This is a genomic window from Paenibacillus sp. FSL R7-269, assembly GCF_000517865.1.
Classification (GTDB): Bacteria; Bacillota; Bacilli; order Paenibacillales; family Paenibacillaceae; genus Paenibacillus_AQ.
Genome location: NZ_ASPS01000057.1, coordinates 1 through 22970, shown reverse-complemented (window position 1 = coordinate 22970; position 22970 = coordinate 1). Strand labels below are relative to the sequence as shown.

Genomic DNA, 22970 nt, shown 5'->3' with positions numbered 1-22970 from the left:
ACCCCTTTGTTTAGCGATATGTATATGTATGATATGTATTCGAAGGTTCGTCTACCCGGACCCTGACCACACGGTCCCGGCCTTCTTGCTTCGCCTGATAGAGTGCCAGATCACAAAGCTTGTAGAGTGTGTTCAAGCTGGTATGCTGTTCGGGCAGCACTGATATTATACCGATACTGACCGTATATCCGCTGGGCAGACTGTGTACAGAAGCCTCCTTAAGTGTCTCCCGCAGCGCTTCCGCCTGATGGCTGCTGCTCTGCGCGTCCTGCCCGTACAGCAGAATGGCGAATTCCTCTCCGCCTACCCGTCCGAACAAGTCGCCGCCCGCAAGCGTACTCTCGGCAGTGAGCGCGAAATCCTGCAGTACAGTATCGCCTGTGTCATGCCCGTAGGTATCATTCACTTTTTTGAAATGATCCAGATCCAGCAGCAGTAAGGTACAATATTCACTCTTCTTGGCGGCAAGCGCCAGCTTCAGTTCGGCTTCCAACAGGAAAGCCCTGCGGCCCAGAATCCCCGTCAGGCTGTCGTAGGTAGCGATACGCTTCAGTTTCTGGTAGGAATGCTCATTGGAGAGGAGGATAAAGGCGGCAAGCCCTCCAATCAGCATCAGGAACATCCCGAGATAATATAAATACTGCGCCGGATTAGCCGTCAGCGGGCCCATATCCGGTTCCACCGCCAGCGCAACAAATGACCTGAGGAGCATCACCGCTGCAATCGCATAAAATACGGCGGCGAGTATCTTCTGGAGCGGAGAACGCTCCGGGCTCGCTGTCAAGCGGCAGCCTGGGTAGAGCACAAACAGCATGACCCATAGCGAGGTTGTTGCGACCCGTATATTGGGATGGTTGAAGAACAGGGCAACGACAACGAAGCTGAGTATGCTCCCTGCCGTGATTACCAGATAATAGAGCTTCGCCCGGCCGTCCAGCATGCCCATCATCATCATCAGCGCAGCAATCTCCAGCCCTCCGCCGGCCAGAATGAGCGCATTGCTCAGAGGTACAGCGATTCTATGGGGAATATAGTCCCACAGCAGAATGGAGCTCCAGAAGATCACCTGAATCCACTTGGAGGCAATGAATAGACTGGAGGCAATGTCTTTGGGGAAGTGGTAGCGGTAAAACGTAATCATCAGGCCGGAAAATAAATTTCCCAGAATGAACAAGTATAACAGCGACTTAATATCAAGCTGAAAGCCCATCAACACACCACCGAACTATGCGGATATACCTGCTCTATCCGAACGATAACATTCACAGCTTATATCGGCAATATCATTGTTAACTTTGAGCAGGATCAACGTGGGCACTCGGGTGGACGCTCTGCTGTTTAAGCGGGATACGAAACAACCAACCATATGGATAATGTCACATAAGTTCTTATCTATTTAAACAAAAAGCAGCAATTCTCCCATAACGGGAAAATCGCTGCTACTTTAACGTTTGATGTTTCGCGAAATATTACCGGTTCTTCAGGCTGTCTGCCAGCGCATAAGCGACCTTCCAGATATCGCCTGCACCCATGGTGATGACCAGATCACCGGGAGCAATACGGTTCTGCAGGTCTGCCAGCACATCTTCCTTAGTCGGCAGATGCCGTGCACCGGCGTTGCTGTTCTGCACAATCAGCTCTACCAGCTTAGCGGAGGTGACTCCCTCTATCTGCTTCTCTCCCGCAGGGGAGTAGATATCGGTAATAATCACTTCATCCGCTTCGCTGAACGCGCGGCTGAACGCATCCAGCAGGAAGAAGGTACGTGTGTAGCGCTGCGGCTGGAACACGGCGATAATGCGTTTGCCGGTTGCCTTGGCGGCGCTGATCGTAGCCTGAATCTCTGTTGGATGATGTGCGTAATCATCAATGACGAGAATCTCGTCAACCTCGCCCAGCACCTGGAAGCGTCTTTTGGCGCCGTGGAACTTCACAATCGCAGCCGCAATGGCTTCAAAGGCAATGCCTGATTTCAGACAAGAAATCACTGCCGCCATAGAGTTATACAGATTGTATTGTCCCGGAATAGAGAGCTCAATACGGCCTAATACCTCAGTTCCATGATTCATGGTATACGATACCTGACGGTCACCGAGGACAATATCAGTCGCTGTATAATCAGCCGTCTCTGATTCGATCCCGTAGCTGATCACTTTACCTTTTACCTTAGGCAGCAGGGATTTCAGATTCTCATCATCCGCACATACGATAGCTGTCCCGTCCTCGCGCAGCTGATTCATGAACTGAACATAAGCATCCTTCAGCTTGCCGAAGTCGCCGCCGTAGTTCTCCAGATGGTCCGCTTCAATGTTCGTAACGATTCCCAGCCAAGGATGGTATTGCAGGAACGAGCCGTCACTCTCATCGGCCTCTGCCACGACGAATTCCCCTTGTCCCGCTTTGGCATTCGTGCCGACATTCATAATCTCCCCGCCGATAATGTAGGTAGGGTCCACGCCGCAGTCTTCCATAACCAGAGCAATCATGGATGAGGTGGTAGTCTTGCCGTGCGCTCCGGCCACCGCAACGCCCTTGCGTTCATTCAGCAGCCGGGCCAGCATCTGCGAGCGGTGCAGAACCGGTATTTTCAGACGCTCTGCTTCCACCCATTCCACATTATCCGCGGCAAGTGCCGTGGAATAGACGACCAGATCCGCACCTTTTACCTGCTCCGCCGTATGCCCGATGAAGACCTTGGCACCTTTTGCTATCAATTTCTCCGTTAACTCCTGGGCAGCTACGTCAGAGCCTGTAACTGTATATCCCATCTCCAGCATCACCCGGGCAATCGCGCTCATACCATAGCCGCCGATCCCTATAAAATGCACACGTTCAGTAGTATCCAACAGTTCGTCACCAGCCTTTTTCAGAATCGGGTTGCCGTAAAAGCGTACTGCGCACATCAGAAATCAAATACAGCGTTCCGGACACAACTGCGAGGTCATCGTCCGCTGTGATCGTCTGCAGCTTCTGCAGCGCTTGGCCCCAATTACGTTCTACTATGATTTCCAAGTTTTCCTTGGCATATTTACTCCGCAGATTTTCTGCGATCGCCTGCAGATCTTCCGCGTCCATTTTCTTACGGAAATCCGGTTCGGTCAGGATGAGCGTATCCACTATAGGCAGTATATGCTTGAGATACGACTCGTGATGCTTATTTGCCAGCATCCCCATGAGCAAATTTAATTTACCGTAAGGCTGGAACTGCGGAAGGCTCTTCGCGAGGCTCTCAGCCCCTTCCGGATTGTGCGCGCCGTCCAGAATAATTCTGGGCGAGGTGCTCACTTCCTCCAGTCTTCCGGCCCAGAATGTGCCGCGGAAGCCCTCCAGCACATCCTCGTCCTCCAGCATGAAGGCCATATACTGCCTCAGCACCTCAAGGACCATCATTGCTCCGGCTGCATTCTGCAGCTGGTGTTCGCCTTTCATGGCAATGTCCAGCTCAAGCCCCCGGAACGGCCCGTTGAAGGTGAAGTGCTGGCAGCCGTCTCTCAGTTCAACTCCGCTATAGCTGAAATCTTCTCCCGCTAAATAGAGTGTCGAACGGGTAGCCGCCGCCTTGGCCTTCAATACAGCTACAGCTTCGGGCTGGCTCACACAGCTGACTACAGGAACGCCCGGCTTAATAATCCCGGCCTTCTCGCCGGCAATTAGCGTAAGCGTATCTCCCAGCACATCGGTATGGTCATGTCCCACATTAGTAATGACCGACACAACCGGAGTGACGATATTCGTTACATCCAGCCTTCCCCCAAGCCCCGTCTCCCATACGACTACATCGGGATAACAGACTTCGCCGTAATAGAGAATCGCAAGCGCCGTCGCCACCTCGAACATGGTCGGTGAGCCCAGCTCAGTGCCCGCAATCTCCCGGGCCAGCGGACGCAGCTGATTGGCAAGCGCAAGCAGCGTCTCCTCAGGAATATCCGTCCCGTTGTACTGGAACCGGTTCGTGAACTTCGTGATATAAGGAGAGGTAAAGGTCCCCACCGAATATCCGCTCTGAATAAGGGCCGAGGTCAAAAAGGCGCAGGTTGAGCCCTTGCCGTTCGTCCCGGCCACATGAATGAACTTAAGCTTCCGGTGCGGATGTCCCAGCTTCTCCATTAGAAGCTCTATCCGCTCCAGACCCGGCCGGATTCCAAAAGGAATCAGACTGTTGATCCAGTCTACCGCTTCTGTATAAGAATTTAAGGGAGCGGCAGCGCCGCTCCAGGTGATCTCTTCCATGTCTGTTATCCTCTCAGCTCTGCAATACGGGCCAGCACTTTCTCGCGTCTGTCGGAATAATCCGCCTGCTTCGCCCGTTCCTCTTCGATAACTTTCGCCGGAGCTTTGGCCACAAAACCCTGATTACTGAGCTTCTTCTCCACACGCTCCACTTCGCTGTTCAAGGTCTGAACTTCTTTTTCGAGACGGATAATCTCCTGATCGATATCGATCAGACCGGACAGCGGCAGAAGCAGCTCCGCTCCGGTAACCACGGCGGACATCATTTTATCCGGCGTCTGCGGCGCAAGACCTGCTTCGAACGAAGAGGTGTTGCAGAAGCGCCCGATGTAATTGTCATTGCGGGAAATAATGTCCAGGGTGTCCTGGCTGCCGGCCTTGATGATCAGCTCAACCTTCTTGCTCATTGGCGCATTCACTTCCGCACGGATACCGCGAACAGCCCGGATGATATCCATCAGCAGGTTCATCTCTGATACCGCCTGCGGATTCTCAAGCGCCGCATCGTACTTCGGCCATTCTGCCAAGGTGATGGATTCGCCCTGATGCGGCAGATGCTGCCAGATTTCCTCCGTAATGAAAGGCATGAACGGGTGAATCAGGCGCAATGTGCGGTCCAGTACATAAGCCAGAACAGACTGTGTCTTGGCCTTGGCAGCTGCGTCCGCTCCGTACAGCGAGAGCTTGGCAAATTCGATATACCAGTCGCACAGATCATCCCAGATGAAATTGTAGAGCAGGCGTCCGGTCTCGCCGAACTCGTACGAGTCAATTAGACGCGTAATATCGCGGGAAGTTTCGTTCAGGCGGTGCAGAATCCAGCGGTCTGCTGTGCCAAGCTCTCCTGTAATGTCAATATCTTCAAAGGATACGCCTTCCAGATTCATCAGCGCGAACCGGGAGGCATTCCAGATCTTGTTGGCAAAATTGCGCGCCTGCTCTACCTTTTCCATACGGAACCGCAGATCCTGGCCCGCTGTACTGCCGGTAGTAATCATATAGCGCATGGCGTCAGCGCCGTACTGCTCGATAACATCCAGCGGATCGATACCGTTGCCCAGAGACTTGGACATCTTGCGTCCTTCGGCATCGCGTACGAGTCCGTGCATCAGCACATCGGAGAACGGCTTCTGGCCTGTGAATTCCATGGCTGAGAAAATCATCCGCGCTACCCAGAAGTAGATGATATCGTATCCGGTAACCAGTACGTTGTTCGGATAGTAACGCTGATAGTCACTGCTCTCCCCGTCAGGCCAGCCTAAGGTAGCAAACGGCCAGAGGTTGGAGCTGAACCAGGTATCCAGAACATCTTCATCCTGCTTCAGGTCGGACAGCCCGCTGATGCGGCGCGCTTCTTCTTCATCATGTGCAACTACAAGCTCCCCGGTAGATTCGGAGTACCAGGCCGGAATCCGGTGACCCCACCACAATTGGCGGGAGATACACCAGTCGCGGACATTCTCAATCCAGTTCAGGTACGTCTTCTCGAAGCGGTCCGGCACGAAGTGGACCCCGTCACCGTCCTTCTGTGCAGCGATAGCTGCTTCTGCCAGCGGCTGCATTTTGACGAACCACTGGGTGGACAGATAAGGCTCTACAACAGCCCCCGAACGCTCACTGTGCCCAACCTGATGTACGTGATCCTCAATGGAGATCAGCACGCCTTGCTCCTTCAGGTCAGCTACGATGGCCTTACGGCAGTCGCTGCGGTCCATTCCCTGGTAAGCGCCCGCTTCCTCGTTCATCACTCCGCCTTCATCCATTACGTTGATCTGCGGAAGGTTATGGCGGACTCCCATCTCGAAGTCGTTCGGATCATGCGCCGGTGTAATCTTAACCGCACCGCTGCCGAACTCCTTATCTACGTAATCATCAGCAATAACCGGAATCTCTCTGCCTATTATCGGCAGGACCAGCGCCTGGCCAATCAGATGCTTGTAACGGTCATCTTCCGGGTGTACTGCTACGGCTGTATCGCCCAGCATCGTCTCAGGCCGTGTGGTAGCCACCGTGATATGGCCGCTGCCATCCTTAAGCGGATAACGCAGATGGTACAGATGCCCGTTCACTTCCTTGTATTCAACCTCGATATCCGAGAGCGCTGTACGGGCAGCCGGGTCCCAGTTAATAATCCGCTTGCCGCGATAGATCAGGCCCTTCTGGTACAGCTCCACAAATACCTTACTTACCGCCTTCTTCATTCCATCATCAAAGGTGAAGCGTTCGCGGGAGTAATCGAGGGACAGGCCCATCTTGGCCCACTGGTCATGAATGGTCTGGGCATACTGGTCTTTCCAGTCCCATACCTGCTCCAGGAACTTCTCGCGTCCCAGATCATGGCGGGAAATTCCCTGCTGGCGCAGCTTCTGCTCTACCTTGGTCTGCGTAGCAATCCCTGCATGGTCCGTACCCGGCAGCCACAGGGTATCATATCCCTGCATCCGCTTGGTACGGATCAGCACATCCTGAAGCGTGAAATCCAGCGCGTGTCCGATATGCAGCATTCCTGTTACATTCGGCGGCGGAATCACGATGCTGTAAGGCTCCGCATCCGGCCGCTTGCCGGCTTCGAAGAAGCCCTTCTCCATCCAGTACGCATACCATTTCTTCTCTGCCGCTCCCGGATCATATGTAGTCGGCATGTCGCTCTGCTTGTGATTAGCTGAAGCGGTAGCTTCTACCGCTTCCTGCCCGTTCGGCAGCTCTGCTGCTGCATTGTTGTTATCAGCCATTGTGAACCCTCCACTGTTAAATGTATTGAGTAGCTAGCGGTTTCTGAGAATACAAAAAGGCCCTTCGTCTCAAAGGACGAAAGGCCATTCTTTCGCGGTACCACCTTTGTTTCGCGCCAACAAAAAATAAACCACTGCCTTAAGTTCCCTTGCAGGTTCCTAAAGCTTAGCGCGACACTCATGCAGGGTAACGGCTGCAACCGGCCGCATCCTAACCGGTCTTCATGATGAAGACAAGCTCAGAAGGGCAACTCCGGGGCGACTTCGGGGGCTGCATCCTGCGGGAATTCACACCAATGATAATCCCGCTCTCTGAAGGGCTGACCGCCTACTCTTCCCGTTCCCAGTCTTTAAGCTAGTTATTACTTAGTTCAATAATACATTCAGTGTTATCCCTAGTCAACCAGCATATACACAAAGGGCGCGCAGCAGACGAACCTTGGCGCTTACTCCCCGCTCCAGATCACTTGAACCACATTGAAGCCCTGATTGCTGCCTGTTCCGGGAGCGCCATCCAGCGTAACGGAGAATGTGCTTCCGGCATCAATAATCGAGAAGGCTGAGGCTGAGACTTCCTCGGACTTGGAGGTAGCTCCTTTTTGTACAAAATAGTCCTTATACGTATTGCCGAGCGTCTCCAGACTCTGCTTCGTACGGTAGCTGAAGGTCGCAGACGGCTTGCCGGTCGCCGAGCCTTCGATCAGATCATATATCTTCGCGTCCGCCGGAAGCGGGAAGTCCGCCGGCAGGCTCTTCGGGCGCTTCACAGAATCCGCTGGTGTTCCTGCGGACGAGCCTCCGGAGGAGACAGCCGGAGCAGCCGCATCACCGATGATGACCCGGCTGGTTGCAGCATCATAAGTGACAGCGGTGTTCAGTGCTTCGCCGATAGAGCGTACAGGCAGATAAGTGATGCCGTTGTAGGTAATCGGGGCGAGGGTTTTGCCGTTGCCGTCTTTTGGCGTGTATGCCTGACCATTCACGACGATCCCGATTTTGTTGTTCAGGAGCGCCTTGATCTCCTGCAGATTGCTGGCGGCGTAGACACCGGCCGAGACTGTGAGCGTCAAGCTTAGTGCGGCCGCAGTGGCTGCCACTTTTCTCTTCATGTGAGTGATCATCCTTCCAGAAGTGGTGTACCAGCGCATAGCTGCCTGAATGTGTAATGTATGTAGGCCGGTAGTGACTATTACCCCCGGCTGAACGGTTTGTAAACCAGAAGCGGAGATCTTATATACAGACCGCATAATAAAAATCACTTCATCGCTTCACAAAGAAACAGGAACAGCCCCATCCGTAAGGAAAGGGCTGTTCCTGTTAAGCCTGAATTCTCCGCGCATCATCAATCTCAAGGGATGTATAATACCTGTCCCTCTTCTACAACCTGGCCGGACAGCCGGTTATACATGGTCAGCTCCCGGGTGCTTAGCTGGTATTTCTCGGCTATGGTATCCAGCGTCTCTTCCCGCTGCACGATGCAGAGCCTTACCTTCCGGAACAGCTCCGTTCCGCCCATGCCGCCGATGAACCGGCTCTTCCACGCTGTATCATTGCCGGGCTCAGGGACAGCCTCCGCTACAGAGTCAATATCGCCCGCGAGCAGTTCCTCCTGCTCTCTGTTGGCGCGGCTTGCGCTGAGCAGCGAAGAGAAGGTGAGCGGCTCCTGCTCGGCGGCTCCCGGTTCTTTTTTGCTGCCAAGGGCAACCTTGAGATCCTGCTTCTCTTCCGGGGGAGCCAGAGATTCCGCAGACAGGAAGACCTCATTGTCTGTGGCCTGGATCTCCTCTGCCGCCTCCCCTTCTTCGTTCCCGGCAAACAGCGCAGCAGCATCATTGGCAGCGGAGGTTAGCACCGGCTCAGGCTGCGTTGCGGCATGAAGCTTCGCATTGCCCCAATGATCCACTGTGTTCAAGACGGCGCTGCCTGCCGAAGAAGCCGTATCCAGGCTATGGGTCCTTGCTCTGGGTTCCTTGTCCTTCAGGGGTGTGGAGAGATAGGCAGCGGGCTGGGTGTACGCAGCGTCTTCCGCATACAGCGGCTCAGCTGCAGCCTCAGCCGGATCAGCAGAGCTCTGATCTTCTTCAGAGCCCTCGGACGCCCCCTCGCCATAGGTCCAAAGCGAATTCTCATACAGGGTATCATTCTCCGGACTGCGTAATTTCTCCTCAGACGTATTGCCGTCTCCTGCCTCCGGCGAATACGCTACCGTGTATTCCTCCTGCTGCCAGGCCGGCTGTGCATCTGCACTTCCGATTCCGCGCAGCGAGAGCACTCCGGTAATGTTGACGGTTCGCATTGTCAGCAGATCAATATCGAAATTCTCGATCTCCACCCCTATGTCATCAAGTGAGCTGACCCGGGTCAGCGGAACAGTGATTTCAACGGGAATTGCATGCTCCAGACGTTGTGTAAGGTCATCCTCCCCCCGGTAGAGTCCGGTGAGCAGCAGTTGTCCGTGCAGTTCAGCCCGGTCCTCACGCTGGATGACCTGGATGTCGGGAACCAGCTCGACTTCCTCCAGCTCTGCTATTCCCGGAAGCTCTTCCGAAAGGTGAATGCGTTCATAAATATCAAACCGCAAGCCATGGGACTGGTCAAACACGGGAAATGTCCTCCTTCTTGGCATAATCTATCCCTGAGACAAGCCCAGAGTATAAGCCCAAAATGTTACTCCCCTCATGTATATGCTTCAATCAGGCAGGCATGACAACTTTGCCGCTTCAATTGCGGACAGCGTCTATCCCAGGGGAGAAAGGGCTGTACGTGCATCAGGAATAGAGTAGTGCTGTGGAAGCTTGACACGCAGCGTTACGGCAAGCGGATTCCCCGGACTACACTCGTTAAGCACATCCGCCGGATGAAAAGCTGCCGGCAGCGCACCCGCTCCCGGTTCTTCCTCAAACCGGAGGTAATCCGGAATTGCCGGCCGGCCCGCCCGCAGACTGACCGCTCTCTGGTATACATTCAGCGTACCCGCAGCCATGACATCCAGCGAACGGGTCTGCTCTGCCCACTGCTTAGCCTGGAGGCCGGTGCGTCTTCTCAGTTCCTCATCCCCCAGCAGCTGCTCGATCTGCAGGGCGAGCTGCGCGGCATCTCCGGGAGGAACAATCCAGCCCGTCTCTCCCTGCCGGACCATCTCCGGCATGCCTGCGGTTCCGGCGACAATCGGCGCGATCCCGGCAAGCTGCGCTTCCGTAACCGAGAAGGGCTGCGTGTCCTGAAGGGAGGGCTGCACATAGATGTCGGCTGCCCGGAGTGCAGCCGGAATGTTGTTCAGCTTCCCGGTGAAATGGACCTTATCCGCGATACCCAGCCGGCGGGTCTGCTCCATGAGCTCCTCCAGGAGGCTGCCGATTCCAGCCACCGCACAGATCCACTGCTGACAGCGCTGCTGCAGAATCCCTAGCGCCTCTATCAGCACATGGACGCCTTTGATATATTCAAGACGCCCGGCATACATGATCACAGGGATTCCTTCTGCAAATTGAAGCGGCGGCGTCTCTGCGGCCCGGGCAGCATATTGATGCAGGTCCAGCCCGTACGGCAAGGTATGGATACGTCCTTGGCTGACGCCCAGACTCTGCGTAAGCTGTCCTATCCACTCCGATGAGACCAGAATCTGGTCAGCCGCCTGGGCCCCCAGTGTCTCAAGCTTGCGGAAATATCTCCAGATCGGCCGCTGCTCATAGGCCTCCCGGGTCAGTCCGGGCTCAAGTCCCTTGTACTCATAGTAGGTCTCCTTGGTCAATGCCCCATGAACACTTGCGACCAGCGGAACAGGACGGCGCATGATCCGCCGCAGCGCATAGGAGGCGATAGGGTCCTGGGCATGAATGACATCATATTCCTCCAGCCCAAGCACAGCGGCGCCGCCCTCGAATACGTAACGCCCCAGCTCAAAGCTTAAGATGCCATGCTCCAGATGCAGCGAGGGAAACCGGCCGATATCAAGCCGGGGCAGCAGAAGCGAATAGAACGCTTTTTTATCAAAAGACTCTGTCCGGTTCAGCAGATACAATGTATTGTTCTCCACATGGCTGCCCATCACTGCAACGGAATGGCCCTGCTCGCCCAGCTTCTCTGCCAGCTGCTTCATATACGTCCAAATCCCACCCATATTGGTGAGGCCCCAGTAGGTGACCAGCAATATTTTCATGCATTCCTCTCCCCGGCTTATAGATTTATTTAGAGGCACAGGAGCAGTCTGCTCCACCTTAGCCAGGATAGTATATGAAGGTTGCAGACAGGCGGAAATGGATATATGGTCATTCAATACAAATTTTGAAAATAACTTTTAATCAAGAATCGTCTTTTCGGGTATAATCGGTATAAATCCTGAAAGGAAATTTCCGACATGTCAAAAGCAAGGGTATTTGACCTCTTCCTATTTGTCGCCTCCCTGGCTATAGCTTTCATTCACGCGCATGCTGTAGTCCTGGACGCCACCTATATAAAAGCATTACTGCTATACACTATCTTCTCGAGCATCTACTTCCAATTGCGGATTGTGACCCGGAGCGGGAACTCTACAATCGATTATGCAATCAGCTATACCTCCTCATTCGGGATTTTTGCCGGTCCGCTCGGCACGTTCCTGTTCGAGACGGTATACCGGTTCATCGTATATTTCTATAAAAAGAAAACAAAAACCGACGATCCCGGAGAGTTGCTGGATACCTTCTATAATATCGGCGCGTTCACACTGGGCGGATCTGCTGCGTACTATCTGTATACGGCGCTCTCTCCCCTGGCGGACAAGCTTCCGCTCGGATACTGGCTGCTGTTCCTGCTTGTGGTCTGCGTCACAACCCTGCTGTCCTCCACCTTCCTGGTGCTGACCTTTGCCCTGTCGGGAGATATCAAGACACGCGGTGAAGCGCGGAACCTGCTCCTGCGGAGCCGGAGTCTGCTGGACTTCAGCAAGGTCGCCTTGAGCAATGCTCTGCTGCTGCGGCTGCTGCAAATGGAGAAATGGGAGATGCTGATCGCCCTGTTCGTGCTCAACTATGTTGTCAGTATCTCGTTCTATTCCAAATCACAGAGTGCCCAGCACAAGTATGAACGCGACAAATTCGAGCAGATGGCTTACCGCGACTTCCTGACCGGAACCTATAACCGGGCGCATATGGACAAGATGATGAAGGAGCTGAACCAGAGCGGGGAGTACATCGGAATTGTAGTGGCGGACATCGACCGGTTCAAAAAAATCAACGACACCTATAACCACGCCGTCGGCGACCGGGTCATTGTTCATTTTGCGCAGACGCTGCAGAAGCATTTGCAGGAGGGAGACATCCTGTTCCGCAGCGGCGGGGAAGAGTTCACACTGCTGCTGAGGGACAAGACCTTCGAGGAGTGCAGGACACAGATTCAGGAGATTCTGGACAGCCTTCATGATCACAGCGTAAGTGCAGAATTCGAGGAGCAGATGATCCGCGTGCCATATTCGGCATCCTTCGGACTCTTTTACTATAAGGCTGATCCGGACCAGAAGACTTCTATGGAAAAAGGGTACGTCTACGCCGACCAGCTCCTGCTGGAGTCCAAGAAGCTTGGCCGCAACCGCCTTTCTTACCGGAACGATGTGCAGCTGTAAGCACACGTTCCCGCGCAGGGGGACGGCCTGCGGGGGCCGGGCAGAACCCGCCGAATGTATGCTGTTTTTGGCATACATCCGGCCCGGGCGCCTGCACGGCAGCACATTGCATGCTGTTTTTCGCATACATCACAGCTTCGCGGCGGAGCAGAAACTGCTCCTCATAGTAATATCCCCAATAAGAACAAGAACCGCCCTCCGGCAACCGGAAGAGCGGCTCTTGTTGTTCCTGATGCAGGTGGCTACAGTTCAGCAGCCTTGAAGGTATCTCCACCGGCAATCGTGCCAGAGTTAAAACCTTTATAGAACCAGCGCTTACGCTCTTCGGAGGTGCCGTGCGTGAAGCTGTCGGGCACCACATATCCCTGCGCCCGCTTTTGGATCGTATCATCCCCCACCGCGCTCGCGGCAGTCAGCGCCTCTTCGAGGTCCCCTTCCTCAAGCAGATTCATCCCCTGGGCATGATGGGCCCATACCCCGGCATAATAATCGGCCTGCAGCTCGAAGCGGACCTGAACCTTGTTGAATTCAGTCTCGCTGAGGCGCTGGCGTTCTGCATTCAGCTGCTTGGAAGCGCCCAGCAGCGTCTGTACATGATGACCTACCTCATGGGCAATTACATACGCCATGGCGAAGTCGCCAGGCGCCTTGAACTGCTGCTGCAGCTCATCATAGAAGCTGAGATCGATATACAGCTTGGCATCCCCCGGACAATAGAACGGGCCGACGGCGGAGCTGGCGGTTCCGCAGGCAGAGTTCACGCTGCCGCTGTAGAGCACAAGCGTCGGGTCCTGGTAAGTCATCCCCTGCTCCTTGAAAATATCGGACCAGACATCCTCGGTATCGGCCAGCACCACAGATACGAACTCGGATAGCTCCTTCTCCTGTGCGCTCTGTTCATAGGGGACATTTGAGTTCGTGCCCGAACCGGTTGAGGTCAGATTCCCCATAATATCACCGATATTCCCTCCGCTCAGCAGCGTAACAATCACTATAATCACGATCCCGCTAATTCCGCCGCCGATCAGCTTGCCCCCGCTTCCGCCGCCGCGGCCTCTGCGGTCTTCCACATTAGAACTGCCTCTTCTGCCCTGCCATTTCATGGCCTTCCCCCCAGTTATGAATACTCACGAATACTGATGTCTTTGTACTTATTACTGTTATACCCATAATTGCAGGGGTGCCACTCTCTTGAACAGCGGAGCCGGTCTGGAGACAAATGGAAACAGCATAGCAAAACCCCTCCACAGCCGCAGCCATGAAGGGGTTAACATCGGTTAAATAGATGGAACTGTTAATTATTTTGCAGCTTTGGCTGCGCTTAGAATGGCCTTCAGGTAACCTTGGGTATCCACCAGAGTTGCACCGCTTACAGCATCAACGACTTGCTCTTTGCTTTTGTTAGTCAGTGTAGCTTCAAGGGATTTTATAGTTTTGCCTGTTGCGAATTTCTCGATGGCAGCCAGGTTCTTGTCATAGGATACTGTTGATTTGGCTTCTTCCGTCATGTGCTCACTGTAATATTTGGCGTTGGTCTTCTTGGAGGCCAGTACCATGTTCGGATCTTTGTAGTTCTGGCCGAAATCCTTGTCCGAGTTCGGTACGCCAGTGGCTACATCGGTGCCCAGGAACTGATAATCATCCAGTGAAGCCGCAACGATCACGCCATTCTGGACTACAGCAACCGCTACGGTGAAGCATTTGGTGCCATGGGCAGCCGCTTCCACCCGGCCTACCTTAAGCGGTGCGCTCGCTGCCGAAGTGACATTGTTCAGGGCGCCGCTGTTCCCTACCCCGACAAGTGCCAATGAGATGCCGGCCACGAGCATTAACTTAGTAACTTTTTTCACAAATATTCCCCCAGTTCATCAAATAGACTGCGCTTACATAATATATTTATCAATATATTGGAAGCCCGTCAGTTACAAATGTTACTAGAAATCTGCAAATATATGGATTGTGTATAGATTAGCTGCAGTTTTGTTCGATTGTCACCTTGTCATTCGTAATAATAACCTTGGAATAGCCGGATAAAGTCTCGGTGTAGGAGCATACTCCGACGGTTCTGGAAACATCCGGTTCTCTCGGGTCTGAATACTTCAGGTAAATGCCGCCCTCACCGCTTAAGGTCAGCCGGGGTTTGATTTTTATTGTTTTTCCGCTTTTGAGAATCTTGCCAACTTCGTCTACTGACGCCTCCGCTGCTGCGCTGGTTACCACTCCTGTCTCCAGAATACTCAGCTCAAAGTCTGACTGATTGTCTACCCTCACCTGGAAGCTCTGAAGCTGGGCAACCAGACCCAGTACGCCATATTTATTGTCCAGCTGCACAACCAGCATTATTCCGGCGGTAATCACCAGGGTCGAGGCGGCTAAAATTCCTAACACTCTGCGATTCCATCTCATGCTCACTGCCAAATCATCTCCTCATACTAGTAAGACGGGCTTGAGAGCAGAATTGTATCAGAGGGGAGGCGAGCGAACAGGTAGCTTCAATTAATTAAGTGGAAAAAGGGCAACTGTTCACCAGTAAATCTACGAATATCCGGCAACAGTTGGAAAAACATCACTTATATAAGCTGCAAATGAACACATACGACATATTGAGAAAATTAGATGCCCTAAATCCACTTAACACTTCTCGGAGAGCAATGGGGCGTAAATTAAATAGCATAAATCCACTTATTGTTCGATGTTCCGGCTGGAGGGGAGGTCATGCTGAACAACAACTAAAAGCCGAGCCGCAATCCTCCAGATATTAGAGAAACGCGGCCCGGCTGGGCATAGATTATATTGACTTACCTTAGCTTCACAGAAGAATTACCTTAAGTTCACAGGCCCACTTGGTTAATGGCCTACTCCTGATCTACGCCGCCGATTTGCTGGCGCAGACGGCGCATATCCTCCGGCCAGGGATCAGATACTTCGATCTTGATGCGGGTCCAGGGATGGGCGAAAATCAGCTTCTCGCCATGCAACGCCTGGCGGTCGGAACTCTCCTTCTTCGCCGTGACTCCCAGCTTGGAAGGTGGAGCTGGCTGCTTGCCGGAGACTTGCAGACCAGGGGTAAGGCCTGCCTTCTCCTGCTCTTCAAACCAGGCTGTAATGGCAGACTTCACCTGACCAGGCTTCGTACGCGGGGGCTTCTCATCATATAAAGAGGGAATACCCGCGGTATGCCAGCCCGATCCGCCGTAGAGATCATCCCCGAACAGCGGATGACCCGCATGGCTGAGGTGGACACGAATCTGGTGCGTCCGGCCCGTCTCCAGCTGCAGCTTCACTACGGTTCCGCCGGGCAGGGCTTCACGCCCCACAATCCGTGTTACCGCCGCTTGCCCTCCAGGGGATACCCGTCTGCGCGCCGCATGATGGCGGTCACGGCCGATGGGGGCATCGATCACTGTAAGCTCAGGCGGCACTGCGCCTTCAACAATCGCGGCATACAGGCGGGATACCTTCTTCTCACGCATATCTTCATCCAGCACAAGCTGGGCATATTCGTTCTTCGCATACAGCACGGGTCCGGTAGTATCCTTGTCCAGCCGGTGGATATGGCGGATGGCAATCCCTCCGCCGGAAGCCGCATAATGCGCAGCAACGATATGATCCAGCGTCACCTCGGTGCTGCTGCCGTCCGGATGAACTGCCATACCCGCAGGCTTATGGACCACGAGGCAAAAGTCGTCCTCGAACAGCACCTTAGCCGCAGCTTCCTGCCATACCGGCTCTATTCCCGCTTCCCTGTGGGGGAACAAGGCCAGCCGCAGCCGGTCGCCCCTCCACTGGATGCCGTCCTCGCGGCGCAGCCGGGCGTGCAGCTTCTCCGGCATGCCAGCTACGCCCAGCAGCCAGGCATCGATGGCTGCCGTTCTGTCGGCAGCCGACGTAATGACCCGGCCAGGCATGGCTTCCAGCCATTCCCCGCGCCGGGTCCACTTGCCGCCCCCCGCGAAGGGGGCACTGGCGGTATCACTTCCGTCTTGGCCCATGCTGCTGCCATGCTGGCCGGAGCGGTCCTCCGGTCCCGCCGTCATAGCGATTTCAGGGCCTGGTAATGGCCCGCAATCGTATCGTCAATATCCTGCTCGCTATGCGCAGCGGATACGAACATTCCTTCGAACTGGGACGGCGGAACGCTGATACCCTGATCCAGCATTTTGCCGAAATAACGCTTGAACAGCTCCAGGTTACTGGTCTTGGCCGTCTCGAAGTTAATGACTGGCTCCTCCGTGAAGAACGGACATACCATCGATCCCACGCGGTTAATCGTCAGCGGAATGCCCGTCTCCTGCGCATTGCGCTTAAGTCCGGCTTCCAGTCTCGCGCCAAGCGACTCCAGACGGGTGTAGACCTCCGGGGTCAGCAGCGCAAGCGTGCTGTAGCCCGCCGCCATCGCCAGCGGATTCCCGCTGAGTGTGCCTGCCTGATAGATCGGACCGGAAGGAGCGATCTGCTCCATGATCTTTCTTTTGCCGCCATAAGCCCCTACTGGAAGCCCGCCGCCGATAACCTTGCCGAAGCAGGTCAGGTCCGGGTCCATTCCGAACAATCCCTGCGCACATCCCCGGTCCACACGGAAGCCGGTCATCACCTCGTCAAAAATCAGCAAAGCCCCATACCCCGTAGTTACCTTACGAAGCCCCTCCAGGAACCCCGGAAGCGGAGGCACCACGCCCATATTTCCGGCGATCGGCTCAACGATGATAGCGGCAATCTCGTTGCCGTAGCGCTCAAACGCGATTTTGACCCCTTCCAGGTCATTATAAGGTACCGTGATCGTGTTCACGGCCACACCTTCCGGCACACCCGGACTATCCGGCAGCCCCAAGGTAGCCACCCCGGAACCGGCCTTAATCAGCAGGCTGTCGGCATGGCCGTGATAGGAGCCTTCGAATTTGAGGATTTTGCTGCGTCCGGTGTAGCCGCGGGCCAGTCTGATCGCGCTCATCGTCGCTTCCGTTCCTGAGTTCACCATGCGGACAATGTCCACCGAGGCTACGCGTTCTACCACGGTTTTGGCCATTGCGGTCTCGAGCAGGGTCGGCGCGCCGAAGCTTGTCCCTCTGGCCGCAGTCTCCTGCAGCGCCTTCACCACCTTAGGATGGGCATGTCCCATAATCAGCGGTCCCCACGAGCAGACGTAGTCAATGAAGCTGTTGCCGTCAATATCGTAGATCCGCGAGCCTTCGCCCCTCTCGACATACACCGGGGTCAATCCTACGGATTTGAATGCCCGGACCGGGCTGTTCACCCCGCCGGGAATATATTGTTTTGCCTCTTCAAAAGCGGTGCGGGAAGCCTCTTCCCGGCGGTTCAGCGGCATATTGCCCATGCTTGTTCCCTCCTGATCCTAGCCGCGCAGCCAGCGGGCTGCGTCCTTGGCGAAATAGGTAATGATTACATCTGCTCCGGCGCGCTTCATGCCGGTCAGCATTTCCAGCACAACGGCCTGCTCATCGATCCAGCCCTGCTGCGCAGCCGCCTTGACCATCGAGTACTCACCACTGACGTTGTAGGCTACAAGCGGCAGATCGAATTGGTCACGGATCGTACGGATTACATCCAGATAAGCCAGTGCGGGCTTCACCATCAGCATGTCCGCGCCTTCCAGCACATCGGAATCCGCTTCGCGGATAGCTTCCCGCAGGTTGGCCGGGTCCATCTGATACGTCTTGCGGTTGCCGAACTGGGGAGCCGAATCCGCCGCTTCACGGAACGGGCCATAGAAGGCGGAGGCGTATTTTACCGAATAGGACATGATAGGTACCTGCTCAAAGCCATTCGCATCGAGTCCGGCACGGATCGCCTGCACGAATCCGTCCATCATGTTGGACGGTGCGATAATATCCGCCCCTGCCCGGGCCTGCGAGACCGCCGTGCGGGTCAGCAGCTCAAGCGAAGCATCGTTGATTACATCCCCGTGAACCACGCCGTCCACCGTATGGGTATGCACCATGCCGCAGTGGCCGTGGTCGGTGAATTCACACAGGCAGGTGTCGGCTACGACCAGCAGGTCGGGATACCATTTTTTGATCAGACGCGTGGCTTCCTGCACAATGCCATCGTCTGCGAAGCCGGACGAGCCGACTGCATCTTTCGTCTCGGGAATACCGAACAGCAGCACCGCTGGAATGCCCAGGGAAGCAATCTCATCTACCTCTGCCTTCAGCGTATCCAGCGAGAAATGATAGACGCCGGGCATGGAGCTGATCTCATTCTTCACACCGGTTCCATAGGTTACAAAAATCGGCTGGATGAAATCCAGCACATTCAACACCGTCTCGCGCACCATGCCGCGAATACCGGCCGACCCGCGCAAACGGCGGTGTCTGGTTATTGGAAAGCTCATTGCTGTAAACCTCCTGTTGAGTAAGTATTTACACACATCTGTCTATGTTAAGCAATTATTATCTCTAAACGGGCATGACTTGTCCCAGATTCCCTCAATTGTACCGCTGTATTTTTCCAGGTTCAATTTATATCGTGAAGCCTTGTCGATTCATTCCAGCGGCACAGCTCCTGCACCAGCCCTTCGATGGTGGCTTCTTCCGGGAGCAGTCCCGGAGTGAGTCCTGCTTCGACTGCGGTCTGCTCGGTAACCGGACCGATGCAGGCAATCTTAACGCCTGCCAGCAGCGCCAGCGGATCTTCCAGGCCCATCCGCTTCAGGATGCCGAGGAAATTGCGCACTGTAGACGAGCTGGTGAAGGTCACCGCATGGATGCGCTTCTCCTCCAGCAGCTTCACCAGCTCAATATCATCCTCGCCGGTGACAATCGTCTCATAAGTATCCACTTCCGTCACTTCCAGCCCCAGCTCCCCGAGCTTCGCAGGCAGCCAGTCGCGGGCCAGATCACCGCGCGGCAGCAGCACCTTCTGCCCGGGCTTAAGCTCGGGGCCGAAGGTTTCGATCAGCCCTTCGGCCTGGAAGCGGCCGGGCAGCTCCTCGGAGATCAACCCTCGCTCTGCGAGCGCCGCGGCCGTACCCGGTCCCACAGCGCACAGGCGTGCCCCGTGCAGGCTGCGGATATCCAGCTTCTGCTGCGTCAGATGACGCATGAAGAAGTCTACGCCGTTCGGACTGGTGAAGAACACCCAGTCGTACGCCGGAAGCCCGCCAAGTACTGCAGCGATCTCCGCCTGCTTGTCCGCATCCCGCTGCATCACCGTCTCAATGACCGGGAACTCATACGGCTCGCCGCCCAGCTCCTCGATCCGGTCCACCAGCTCACTTGCCTGCGCGCGCGCCCGCGTCACTACAATCCGCTTGCCGAACAGCGGCAGCGCCTCCACCCACATCAGGTGCTCCCGCTGGAGCACAACGTCACCGACTACAATAACCGCCGGCGGCTGAAAATCGGCCGCCGTAACCTTCGCCTCAATATCGGCCAGCGTACCGGTCAGCGTCTCCTGATCCGCACGCGTCCCCCAGCGCACCAGCGCTACCGGAGTCTCCGGCGGACGGCCGTGCTTCATGAGCTGGGCGCTGATGTAACCAATTTTGGCGACACCCATCAAGAACACCAGCGTGCCTGTAGCATTCGTTACTTTATCCCATTGAATGGAATGATCCAGCTTATCCGGGCTCTCATGGCCGGTAATAATCGACAGGGAAGATGATGCCTCACGGTGAGTCACCGGAATACCTGCATACGCCGGGACACTAATGGCCGAGGTAATGCCCGGCACAATCTCGTAGTAGATGCCGTTCCTGCGAAGCAGCTCCGCTTCTTCACCTACCCGGCCAAAAATCACGGGGTCCCCGCCCTTCAGACGCACCACCGTTTTGCCCTCCAGCGCGAGATCGACCAGCAGCTGATTAATATCCTCCTGCTTCATCGTATGGCGGTCCGAGAGCTTGCCTACGTATATTTTCTCCCCGCCGGGCTTCATCCATTTCAGCAATCTTGGACTGGCCAGCCTGTCATAGACCAGTACATCAGCCTTCTGGATACACTCCAGCCCCTTGACTGTAATCAGCTTCGCATCCCCCGGACCTGCACCTACCAGATATACCTTCCCCGCCATCTCCGTCATCCCCTTATCCCTATACACATACGATCCTGGCCTGCATAAGCTTCTCCCCAACCCACACTATTTCCTGTCTAACTCTTAACCCTTATCCCTTATTCCCTTACATCTGCCAAAATCTTCTCCGCACCTCTAGCCACCAGCCTACGCGCGACCTCCGCACCGAGCTCCACCGGATCTTCACCGGTGCAGGTCTCCTTCAGAATGACTGTGCCGTCTGGTGTTCCGACCATCCCAGTCAGAGTGATTCGCGGACTCGCAGCTTCACCTTCCGGCTCAAGGATCGCGTAAGCGCCGATCGGCACCTGACAGCCGCCGTTCAGAGCGCCGAGGAAGGTCCGCTCCGCCGTCACCGTGAGTGCCGTACGCTCATCATTATACAGCGCCAGCAGCCTCAGCAGCTCCTCATCGTCCTCACGGCACTCAATACCAAGTGCTCCTTGGCCTACAGCGGGCAGGCAGACCTCAGGCGGCAAATATGCCGTAATCCGGTCCTGCCACCCCATCCGCGACAGCCCCGCCGCTGCCAGCAGAATCGCGTCATATTCACCGCTCTCCAGCTTCTTCAGCCGGGAGTCGATATTGCCGCGTACCGGCTCAATGAGCAGATCCGGCCTTAGCGCAGCCAGCTGGCTGGAGCGCCGCAGGCTGCTTGTGCCTACGCGCGCGCCTTGCGGCAGACCCTCAAGTCCTGCTCCGCTGCCCGAGATCAGAACGTCGCGCGGATCTTCGCGCTTCGGCACCGCTCCATTCATCAAGCCTTCCGGCAATTCGGAAGGCATATCCTTCATACTATGTACTGCCATATCAATATCCTTCGCCAGCATCGCCTGTTCAATTTCTTTGACGAACAGACCTTTGCCGCCCACTTTGGACAGGGTCACATCTAGAATCCGGTCACCCTTGGTCACAATCTTATGCACCTCAAAAGTAAAATCAAATCCATGCGCTCCGCTAAGCCGCTCCAGATCGGCAATCACATGCCCCGTCTGCGTTAAAGCCAGCGCACTTTGTCTGCTGCCCACGATAATCTTCCGCATGCCCAATTCCCCCTGTTCAAGTCAGTCCCTTATTCCAGCCGCCGCCTTATAACTCTCCCGTGAATCAGCACGCTCGCTTGAGCTGCTGCGGCCAAAATGAAGTGTATTCATACACTTCGTTTACTCGACTGAGCCGCTTTCGCCGAAATCAAGGGTATTTTTACTCTTCATTTGCCCGACAGGGCCACTTTCGCCCGTATTCAAGTGTACTTATACTCTTCATTTGCTCGACTGAGAGCCGCTTTCGCCGTATTCAAGTGTATTTATACTCTTCATTGGCTTGACTGGGCCGTTCTGGCCAAATTCAAGTGTACTTATACTCTTCATTTGCTCGAATGAGCCGTTCTGGCCAAATTCAAGTGTATTTATACACTTCATTGGCTTGACTGGGCCACTTTCGCCCGTATTCAAGTGTACTTATACTCTTCATTTGCTCGAATGAGCTGCTTCGGTTAAATTCAAGTGTACTTATACTTTTCATTGGCTCGCCTGAGCCACTTCGGCCGAATTCAAGTGTACTTTTGCCCTTGATTCGTTCACCTTGGCGGCTTTCGTAGAAATCAGGGGCACTTTTGCCCCTCATTCGGCACACTCCCAGTCACTTCCGCCGCCTATTCCTCCCGGTTGCGCGCCACCCAAGCCTCAATCTCCCCGGGTGTCCATGGTATAAAGGTGCCCTGCCGCAGCTCATTCAACACATCCAGCTTCCCCAGCCGCCGCAAGAGCCGCGACCGTGTCTCTGCCGCTGGCTCCAGCTGCTTAATCGCTGTCCGCAGCTCATGCAGGAAATCCAGATACGGCTCGTATTCCTCGCCGAGCAGCCCCGCAATCTGCTGCGTAATCTCCGCAGCCGCAGACGGTCCCGCCCCGGAGGTCGAGACCGTAACCGTCAAGCGCCCGCGGCGGAGCACGCCGGGCGTAATGAACGTGCCCGCCTCCGCATGGCTGGCCACATTAACGGGCAGCCCCAGCTGCCGGGCTTCCGCAGCAACGGCCTCGTTCACCGCCCTATTATCGCTGGCGGCATAGACCAGAACAGCTCCCTGGAGATCCCCGGGAGCATAGGGGCGGCTGATCCATTCCAGCCGCCCCTCGTCAGCCAGCGTCCCGCTGAGCGAGGGGCTGACAATGACCAGCTCCGCGCCCGCTTCCAGCAGCGGAGCCGCCTTGCGAGCAGCCACTGCCCCGCCGCCAACGATCACCACACGCCGGCCTTCCACATCCAGCATAATCGGCAGATACTTTTTCATCCCGCTCACTCCAGCTCCCCCGGCACTCCCAACTCACTCTCATCCATCTTCCAGCCCACTGGCAGGCTACTCTCCATCCCGCTCA

The 22970-nt window shown here is 55.3% G+C and carries 16 protein-coding genes, 1 pseudogene and 1 other annotated feature; of the genes and pseudogenes, 1 reads left to right on the top strand and 16 read right to left on the bottom strand.

Annotated elements, in window-relative coordinates; all coding sequences use genetic code 11:
- Nucleotides 1-10: 10 nt before the first annotated feature.
- The 7 genes from C162_RS24910 to C162_RS24880 all read right to left on the bottom strand — a co-directional run bounded on the left by C162_RS24910 (nt 11) and on the right by C162_RS24880 (nt 11121).
- Complete coding sequence (locus tag C162_RS24910) at nt 11-1210, bottom strand: GGDEF domain-containing protein (RefSeq protein ID WP_036698959.1); 1200 nt, start codon at nt 1208-1210, stop codon at nt 11-13.
- 259 nt (nt 1211-1469) lie between these two features.
- Entirely contained in the window at nt 1470-2846 is a 1377-nt protein-coding gene (murC, locus tag C162_RS24905; protein ID WP_036698954.1) for a UDP-N-acetylmuramate--L-alanine ligase, read from the bottom strand.
- A gap of 7 nt (nt 2847-2853) precedes the next feature.
- On the bottom strand, nt 2854-4230 hold the full coding sequence (locus tag C162_RS24900; protein ID WP_036698953.1) for a bifunctional folylpolyglutamate synthase/dihydrofolate synthase: 1377 nt from the start codon (nt 4228-4230) through the stop codon (nt 2854-2856).
- 5 nt (nt 4231-4235) lie between these two features.
- Nucleotides 4236-6872, bottom strand: coding sequence for a valine--tRNA ligase (locus C162_RS24895; RefSeq protein ID WP_036699001.1), 2637 nt, complete (start codon nt 6870-6872; stop codon nt 4236-4238).
- A 159-nt stretch (nt 6873-7031) separates the two neighbouring features.
- Nucleotides 7032-7316, bottom strand: a binding site (T-box leader).
- Between the two features lie 92 nt (nt 7317-7408).
- Nucleotides 7409-8071 (bottom strand): stalk domain-containing protein, encoded by a 663-nt coding sequence (locus tag C162_RS34615; protein ID WP_051493905.1) that lies wholly within the window; start codon nt 8069-8071, stop codon nt 7409-7411.
- Nucleotides 8072-8310: 239 nt separating this feature from the next.
- Nucleotides 8311-9564, bottom strand: a complete 1254-nt coding sequence (locus tag C162_RS24885) for a LysM peptidoglycan-binding domain-containing protein (protein WP_036698952.1) — start codon at nt 9562-9564, stop codon at nt 8311-8313.
- Between the two features lie 135 nt (nt 9565-9699).
- The gene (locus C162_RS24880) at nt 9700-11121 is read right to left on the bottom strand and encodes a glycosyltransferase family 4 protein (protein WP_036698951.1); all 1422 of its coding nucleotides are present in this window, start codon (nt 11119-11121) and stop codon (nt 9700-9702) included.
- A 198-nt stretch (nt 11122-11319) separates the two neighbouring features.
- Between C162_RS24880 and C162_RS24875 the strand changes: the two genes are divergently transcribed.
- Nucleotides 11320-12561 (top strand): GGDEF domain-containing protein, encoded by a 1242-nt coding sequence (locus C162_RS24875; protein WP_036698950.1) that lies wholly within the window; start codon nt 11320-11322, stop codon nt 12559-12561.
- A 242-nt stretch (nt 12562-12803) separates the two neighbouring features.
- Here the strand turns inward: C162_RS24875 and ypfJ are convergent, their stop codons facing one another.
- From ypfJ to C162_RS24825, 9 genes and pseudogenes are all read right to left on the bottom strand, one after another.
- Nucleotides 12804-13664 carry a KPN_02809 family neutral zinc metallopeptidase gene (gene ypfJ / locus C162_RS24870; protein ID WP_036698949.1) on the bottom strand — a complete coding sequence of 287 codons (861 nt, stop codon included), beginning with the start codon at nt 13662-13664 and terminating at the stop codon, nt 12804-12806.
- A gap of 195 nt (nt 13665-13859) precedes the next feature.
- Nucleotides 13860-14411 carry a hypothetical protein gene (locus tag C162_RS24865; RefSeq protein ID WP_036698948.1) on the bottom strand — a complete coding sequence of 184 codons (552 nt, stop codon included), beginning with the start codon at nt 14409-14411 and terminating at the stop codon, nt 13860-13862.
- Nucleotides 14412-14529: 118 nt separating this feature from the next.
- Entirely contained in the window at nt 14530-14973 is a 444-nt protein-coding gene (locus tag C162_RS24860) for a hypothetical protein (protein ID WP_036698947.1), read from the bottom strand.
- Nucleotides 14974-15749: 776 nt separating this feature from the next.
- Nucleotides 15750-16553 (bottom strand): annotated as a pseudogene (locus C162_RS24855) (RluA family pseudouridine synthase); the annotation flags it as partial.
- Between the two features lie 41 nt (nt 16554-16594).
- Nucleotides 16595-17896: a glutamate-1-semialdehyde 2,1-aminomutase gene (hemL, locus tag C162_RS24850; protein ID WP_200869236.1), complete on the bottom strand. Its 1302-nt coding sequence runs from the start codon at nt 17894-17896 to the stop codon at nt 16595-16597.
- Nucleotides 17897-17914: 18 nt separating this feature from the next.
- Nucleotides 17915-18913 (bottom strand): porphobilinogen synthase, encoded by a 999-nt coding sequence (hemB, locus tag C162_RS24845; protein ID WP_036698946.1) that lies wholly within the window; start codon nt 18911-18913, stop codon nt 17915-17917.
- A 122-nt stretch (nt 18914-19035) separates the two neighbouring features.
- Entirely contained in the window at nt 19036-20592 is a 1557-nt protein-coding gene (cobA, locus tag C162_RS24840) for a uroporphyrinogen-III C-methyltransferase (RefSeq protein ID WP_036698945.1), read from the bottom strand.
- Between the two features lie 98 nt (nt 20593-20690).
- Nucleotides 20691-21635, bottom strand: coding sequence for a hydroxymethylbilane synthase (gene hemC / locus C162_RS24835; RefSeq protein WP_036698944.1), 945 nt, complete (start codon nt 21633-21635; stop codon nt 20691-20693).
- 611 nt (nt 21636-22246) lie between these two features.
- Nucleotides 22247-22885 (bottom strand): precorrin-2 dehydrogenase/sirohydrochlorin ferrochelatase family protein, encoded by a 639-nt coding sequence (locus C162_RS24825; RefSeq protein WP_036698997.1) that lies wholly within the window; start codon nt 22883-22885, stop codon nt 22247-22249.
- Nucleotides 22886-22970: the final 85 nt, after the last annotated feature.

Coding starts and splice junctions, on each gene's coding strand:
- C162_RS24910 (WP_036698959.1), bottom strand. CDS start 1,210: ATGGGCTTTCAGCTTGATATTAAGTCGCTGTTATACTTGTTCATTCTG.
- C162_RS24900 (WP_036698953.1), bottom strand. CDS start 4,230: ATGGAAGAGATCACCTGGAGCGGCGCTGCCGCTCCCTTAAATTCTTAT.
- C162_RS24895 (WP_036699001.1), bottom strand. CDS start 6,872: ATGCCGACTACATATGATCCGGGAGCGGCAGAGAAGAAATGGTATGCG.
- C162_RS34615 (WP_051493905.1), bottom strand. CDS start 8,071: ATGAAGAGAAAAGTGGCAGCCACTGCGGCCGCACTAAGCTTGACGCTC.
- C162_RS24880 (WP_036698951.1), bottom strand. CDS start 11,121: ATGAAAATATTGCTGGTCACCTACTGGGGCCTCACCAATATGGGTGGG.
- C162_RS24875 (WP_036698950.1), top strand. CDS start 11,320: ATGTCAAAAGCAAGGGTATTTGACCTCTTCCTATTTGTCGCCTCCCTG.
- ypfJ (WP_036698949.1), bottom strand. CDS start 13,664: ATGAAATGGCAGGGCAGAAGAGGCAGTTCTAATGTGGAAGACCGCAGA.
- hemL (WP_200869236.1), bottom strand. CDS start 17,896: ATGGGCAATATGCCGCTGAACCGCCGGGAAGAGGCTTCCCGCACCGCT.
- hemB (WP_036698946.1), bottom strand. CDS start 18,913: ATGAGCTTTCCAATAACCAGACACCGCCGTTTGCGCGGGTCGGCCGGT.
- cobA (WP_036698945.1), bottom strand. CDS start 20,592: ATGGCGGGGAAGGTATATCTGGTAGGTGCAGGTCCGGGGGATGCGAAG.
- hemC (WP_036698944.1), bottom strand. CDS start 21,635: ATGCGGAAGATTATCGTGGGCAGCAGACAAAGTGCGCTGGCTTTAACG.
- C162_RS24825 (WP_036698997.1), bottom strand. CDS start 22,885: ATGAAAAAGTATCTGCCGATTATGCTGGATGTGGAAGGCCGGCGTGTG.